Genomic DNA, 5,772 nt, shown 5'->3' with positions numbered 1-5,772 from the left:
CTCCAGCAGGCCGGCGGCCAGGTCGCGGTGGCGGGCCGCGCGGTCGCGCGCGTCGGCCGCGGCACGTTCCAGCTCGGTGAGGCGCTCGGCGAGCTCGTCCCAGCGCCCGGTCGCGGTCAGGCCGCGCAGCGCGGCGAGCCGGTCGGCGAACGCCCCGGACGCGTCCGGCGGCGCGGACAGGCCGGTCGAGGCGATCTTCTCCTCGGCCTCCGCGTGCGCGCGCAGCGCCTCCTCGTGCGCGCGGCGCACCTCGGCGACCAGGCTCTCGGCGGCGGCGAACCGGGTGGCGCAGCCCTCGCGCAGGCGCTCCGCCTCCCGTAGCCGGGCCAGCGTCTCGCCCAACCGCCCGATGAGCGCGGTCAGCGCGGACGTGTCCGGACCGCCGCCGTACCCCGCGAGCGAAAGCGGATCGGAGCGGACGGCCTCCCCGGCGCGCGCCACCTGGCGGCCGAGCTCCTCCACCTCCGCGGTGGACGACTCCAGCGACGCGGCGAGCGCGGCGGCCTCGCGGTGCAGGGCCTCGGCCTCCTCCAGCGCGGGCAGCAGCGCCGACCAGGCCGCGTCCACCGTCGCCACGTCGCGCGCGATCCCGTCGAACAGGCGCGTCATCCGCGCCACGGCGTCATGCAGGGTCAGCCGCTCGGGGCCGGGGCCGCCCAGCAGGCCGCGCCGCTCCAGCGGGACGGGCGGGGCCGGCAGCTCGATCGCCGGGCCCGCCAGCAGCCGGGTCAGCTCGGCGAGCTCCGGCGCCTTCGGACGGGGGGACCGGGCGCGCAGTTCCTCGGCGGCCGACAGCACGGCCCGGTACCGGTCGAACAGATACCACAGCAGCGCCGTCCCGGCGGCCACCCGTGCCTGGAGCTCCGCGCTCGCGCCGGTCAGCGCCGCGCCCTCCAGCATGCGGCGGCCGGGGTGCGCGTCGAGGTCGAGCAGGCTCGCGCTCACGCGGTCCCGCTCGTCCCGGAGCCGGGCGAGGGCCGCGTCCGCCTCTTCCCTTGTCATGAGCCGACCGAGCCCCGCGTCAGCCAACGCGGCTCCCCAGCAAACCCATGATCGCCCCCGCCATCCAGGAAGAAGGTGCCGTTTTGAGGGATCAGTGTTCACCATGCGCTGCGACACCTCAAGGGGAGGGCCGACCGGTGCCGGACGCCCCGCGAAATGTCGGTGCTCGAACATATAATCGAACCATGGCGAACGTCGCGACCCCCAGTCCCGGCCGGACCTCCACCGGTCCCGCCGCCGACGCGCTCTTCGAGGCCCCCGAGCCCACCCTGACCGCCGCCGAGATCGCGTCCCTCGCGCTCTCCCTGGCCCACCTCGGCGCGGGTCCGCAGGCGGCCACCGCCCGCCGTGCCCTCCGCCACCTGCTGCCGCCCGGCGCCGACCACGACGAGGTCGTCGCCACCACCCTCGCGACCCTCACCGACCCGCTGTCCGCCACCACCGCCGACCGCGCCCGCGTGATCGCCGCCGCGATCACCGACCACCGCGTCGTCCGGCTCTGCTACGGCGACGCCAACGCCCACGTCACCATCCGCGAGGTCGAGCCGGTCACCTGCCTCGTCCACCGCGACCACTGGTACCTGGTCGGCTGGTGCCGCCTGCGCCGGGGCGTCCGCGCCTTCCGCTTCGACCGCATCCTCGCCGTCGAGTCCACCGGCATGCCCGCCCGTCCCCGCCGCGCCGAGCGCTACCTTCCGTTCCAGCGGCGCCGCGGCTGACCGAGTCTCCGGTCCCGCACCCCCGCCCGACGGCCCGGGTGCGGCCCGGCGACCCGCACGAACTCGTGCTCCACCGCGCGGAGCGGCCTGTCTTCGGCGTTGCTCCGCGCGGTCGGAGTCCAGTCTCCGCCGGGCCAGTCCTTGGTGCGGGGTCGGGCGGGCGCTCGGTGTGGCCGGGTCAGGTCACCGGCGTGCGCCCTCCTCCGGGAGGGGTCGGCGCAGGCGGAGAAGGAGGTGCAGGGGGAAAGGACGACGTGTGCGGTCTCAGAGGAGGCCGGTGTATTCGCCGCCGTCCACGCTGATCGCGGCGCCGGTGACGAAGCGGGCCTGCTTCGAGCAGAGGAACGCCACGAACGCGCCGAAGTCGGCCGGGTCGCCGACGGTGCCGGTGGGGATCTCGTTGGCGACCGCGTCCCAGTCCCCGCCGCGCAGCGTGCGCAGCCGCTCGGTCGCGTGGTAGCCCGGCAGGAGGGAGTTGACGGTCACGCCGTCCTTGGCGACCTCCAGCGCGAGCGTCTTGAGGAAGCCGGTCGCGCCGGCGCGCGCGGTGTTGGACAGGATGAGCGTGGGGATCGGCTGCCGCACCGAGATCGAGGTGATCGCGACGACGCGTCCCCAGCCGCGCTCCTGCATGGCCGGGACGGCGGCCTTGCACATCGCGACGACCGACATGAGGTTGAGGTCGAGCGCGGGAGCGTAGGCGTCCATCGGGGTGGAGGCGAAGCCGCCGGGCGGCGGGCCTCCGGCGTTGGTGACCAGGATGTCCACACCGCCGAGGGCGTCCTGCGCCTCGCGGACGAAAGCGGTCGCGCCCTCGGGCGTGGCCACGTCGGCGAGGACGGGGTGGGCGCGGTCGCCGAGCCGCCGGGCGGCCACGGTCAGCCGGTCGCGGTCGCGTCCGCAGATCGCCACCGCCGCCCCCTCGGCGATCAGTGCCCGCGCGGCCTCGAAGCCGAGCCCGCTGCTGGCCGCGGCGACGGCGGCGCGGCGGCCCTCCAGTCCTAGCTCCATCCTCCGAAGATTAGCGTGCGCTCCGGCGGAGGCGGCCCAGCGGGGGTTCCCTTTTCTTGTTAGGCACGCGAACTGATGCGAACTGGCGCGGCCGGACGAGTGTTACCGAAATCACCTCAGCGCTTTACTTAACCTTGAACGTGTGGGGGTGGTTGCCCAGGTCAGCGCCCTCCCTGATAACCTTCTGCCGCTTTATTGCAGGTTGACGTTCCCCGCCGGGGTGTAGTTGTTTTCGTCCCGCCCAGGCGTGGAAGATCTTCCCCCGGGGGCAGCGTGTATCGGGGGGATTGATGGCGGAGGAAAACTCCTATGAACCGGTGCATTCCGACAAGGACCTCGGAATGCACCGGAAGATCAGCCGTCGCGACTTCATGGACGGCATGGCGGTCGCGGTGGGCGGCGCCGTGGCCGCGGGCGCGCTCTCGGGCTGCTCGGCGGGTTCGTGGGGCGGCATCCACAACCAGGTGGTGAATCCGCCGGACGGCTGGAACTACTCCGGCGCGGGCAACCGCTCGTACCCGCCCGCGATGACCGGGCTCCGCGGCAGCGCCAACCCGGCGATGCGCGTGCCGCACCAGCTGCGGGACGGCATCTACTGGTCCGGCCGCCGGTCCGTGGAGGACACCGGCGAGCGCTACGACCTGGTCGTCGTCGGCGCGGGCATCAGCGGCCTGGCGGCGGCCTACTTCTACAAGCAGAAGAAGCCGGACGCCAAGATCCTCATCCTGGACAACCACGACGACTTCGGCGGGCACGCCCGGCGCAACGAGTTCCAGGCGAACGGGCGTCCGCTGATCGGCTACGGCGGGTCGCAGTCGATCGAGGCGCCGTCGGTGTGGAGCCCGGTGGCCAAGAAGCTGCTGACCGACCTCGGCATCCAGGTGCAGAAGTTCGACAAGTACTACGACCAGAACTTCAACAAGCGCTGGAAGCTGAACGACTCGGAGTTCTTCACGCGGGAGCTGTTCCACAGCGACCACCTGGCGGTCATGGAGAACGACACCCAGACCGCGCGGTCGCTCGCGGGCGCCCCGATGAGCGACCAGGCCAAGGCCGCCTTCCTGACGCTGCAGGACAAGCCGGGCGACTACCTGCCCGGGATGAGCGCCGAGCAGAAGAAGCTCAAGCTGGTCGACCTGACCTACCTGGAGTACCTGCGGGACTACGCCAAGATGCCGCCGGAAGTGCTCTCCTACATGCAGACCTACACCAGCGACGAGTGGGGTTTCGGCATCGACGCGTTCGGTGCGATCGACTCGTGGGCGCTGGAGTACCCGGGGTTCGGCGGGCTGAAGCTGGACCGCGGCAAGCAGCCGTACCGGTACTGCGGTCCCACGGTGCAGATCCAGTGGAACGAGAACGACCCGTACATCTACCACTTCCCGGACGGCAACAACGGGATCTGCAAGCTGATGATCGGCCGGCTCATCCCGAACACCGGCGCGCCGGAGAACATGGACGCCGAGCCGCTGTCCCGGATCGACTACGGGAAGCTGGACGTGGCGGGCAACGACGTCCGGCTGCGGTTGAACGCCCCGTGCGTCCGGGTGCAGCACAAGGACGGCATGGTCGGCGCCGACGAGGTCGAGGTCGACTTCGACCGCGGCGGGAAGGTGTACCGGGCGCACGCGGCCCACGTGGTGATGGCCTGCTTCAACACCATGATCCCGTACCTCATGCAGGACCTGCCCAAGGACCAGAAGCAGAACCTGTTCTACGGGACGAAGCTGCCGATGGTGTACGCGATGGTGCAGCTGCGCAACTGGGAGGCGTGGGAGAAGCTGCGGATCTACCACACGCGCTTCACCAGCGGTGACTGGGTGGTCGCCGAGCTGGACTACCCGGTCAGCTTCCCGGACTACCAGTTCTCCAAGGACCCGTCCCAGCCGATCCTGGTGCACATGATCCGGATGGCGACGCAGTCCGGGTACGACAACCCGCGCGGCGGCATCGGCCCGGGACGCCGCGACCTGTTCGCCCGTCCGTTCTCGTCGTACGAGCGGTCGATCCGCGACCAGCTCACCCGGCTGCTGTCGGGCGGCGGTTTCGACCCGGCCAAGGACATCCAGGCCATCACGGTGAACCGCTGGGGGCACGGCTACGCGCTGGAGTACGGCCGTCCGTGGGCGACCTTCTGGCCGGACGGCCCGCTGCCCGCGGTCGAGGGCCGCAGGCCGTTCGGGCGGATCACCATCGCCAACTCCGACTCGGAGAACCGCGCCTACGCCGACGCCGCGATCGACGCGGCCTGGCGCGCCGTCAACGAGATGGCCTGACGGCCGCGACGAGCGCGGAGGTGAGGGCGGCCGGTGTCGCGACGCGCGGCGCCGGCCGCCTCCTGCCGTGGTACCGCGTCAGGAGCGTTCCCACCGGACCGACGACAGCGCCAGCAGCGCCACGTGCAGGGACGCGCACGACTCCACGTCGTCCAGGTCGGCGTTGAGGACGCGCTCGATGCGCCGCAGCCGCTCGTAGAACGCGGGACGCGACAGGTGCGCGCGCTGCGCGGCGACCGCCTTGTTGCGCCCGCACTCCAGGTACAGCTCCAGGATGCGGGTCAGGTCGCTGCCGCGCTGCGCGTCGTACTCCAGGATCGGGCCGAGCTCGCGCTCGACGAACGTCTGCAGGCGGGCGTCGTCGCGCATGAGGTGGAGCAGCCCGCGCAGCCGCAGGTCGGGCAGCCGGTAGAAGAGCCGGTTCGGGTTGGACGAGGAGCGGGCGGCGACGTCGGCGACCTGCTCGGCCTCCAGGAACGAGCGGCGGACGTCCCGGATCGACTCGACCACCGACCCGGCCGCCATCACGTAGTCGGCGCCGGACTGCTTGCGGATGCGGGTGGCCATGTCGTTCAGCGCGGTCTCGGTGTCGGCGCGCGCGGGCAGCGACGCCAGCACGCCGACGCGGGCGTGCGGACCGCCCTCGTCGAGCACGCCGACCAGCGCGGCGAGCCGGGCGTCCTTGCAGGCGGCGGCGGCCGTCTCGGCGAGCTCGGCCAGCTCCCCGGCGACGACCGGCGAGGTCGGCGCGGGCGAGGTGCGGG

5 protein-coding genes are annotated in these 5,772 nt (G+C 72.5%); 2 read left to right on the top strand and 3 right to left on the bottom strand.

Going from position 1 to position 5,772, the window contains the following annotated elements; translation table 11 throughout:
• The coding region (locus tag DZF91_RS29310; RefSeq protein ID WP_117360347.1) for a hypothetical protein at nt 1-1,002 on the bottom strand (1,002 nt) is incomplete at its 3' end.
• A 185-nt stretch (nt 1,003-1,187) separates the two neighbouring features.
• On the opposite strand from DZF91_RS29310, the gene DZF91_RS29305 reads away from it, so the two are divergent.
• Complete coding sequence (locus DZF91_RS29305; protein WP_117360346.1) at nt 1,188-1,721, top strand: helix-turn-helix transcriptional regulator; 534 nt, start codon at nt 1,188-1,190, stop codon at nt 1,719-1,721.
• A gap of 264 nt (nt 1,722-1,985) precedes the next feature.
• Here DZF91_RS29305 and DZF91_RS29300 read toward each other — a convergent pair whose 3' ends face one another.
• On the bottom strand, nt 1,986-2,732 hold the full coding sequence (locus tag DZF91_RS29300) for an SDR family oxidoreductase (RefSeq protein ID WP_117360345.1): 747 nt from the start codon (nt 2,730-2,732) through the stop codon (nt 1,986-1,988).
• A gap of 341 nt (nt 2,733-3,073) precedes the next feature.
• On the opposite strand from DZF91_RS29300, the gene DZF91_RS29295 reads away from it, so the two are divergent.
• Complete coding sequence (locus DZF91_RS29295; RefSeq protein ID WP_117360348.1) at nt 3,074-5,008, top strand: NAD(P)-binding protein; 1,935 nt, start codon at nt 3,074-3,076, stop codon at nt 5,006-5,008.
• 78 nt (nt 5,009-5,086) lie between these two features.
• Here DZF91_RS29295 and DZF91_RS29290 read toward each other — a convergent pair.
• Nucleotides 5,087-5,772, bottom strand: a 686-nt coding sequence (locus tag DZF91_RS29290) for a PucR family transcriptional regulator (RefSeq protein ID WP_199486967.1), incomplete at its 5' end; no start/stop codon positions are given.

Source organism: Actinomadura logoneensis, from assembly GCF_003428695.1.
Lineage (GTDB): Bacteria > Actinomycetota > Actinomycetes > Streptosporangiales > Streptosporangiaceae > Spirillospora > Spirillospora logoneensis.
The sequence above is the reverse complement of the archived record's forward strand: the minus strand, read 5'-3'. Positions and strand labels throughout refer to the sequence as shown.

Excerpts from the sequence above, each read along its gene's own strand:
- DZF91_RS29305 (WP_117360346.1), top strand. The coding sequence starts at position 1,188 with ATGGCGAACGTCGCGACCCCCAGTCCCGGCCGGACCTCCACCGGTCCC.
- DZF91_RS29300 (WP_117360345.1), bottom strand. The coding sequence starts at position 2,732 with ATGGAGCTAGGACTGGAGGGCCGCCGCGCCGCCGTCGCCGCGGCCAGC.
- DZF91_RS29295 (WP_117360348.1), top strand. The coding sequence starts at position 3,074 with ATGCACCGGAAGATCAGCCGTCGCGACTTCATGGACGGCATGGCGGTC.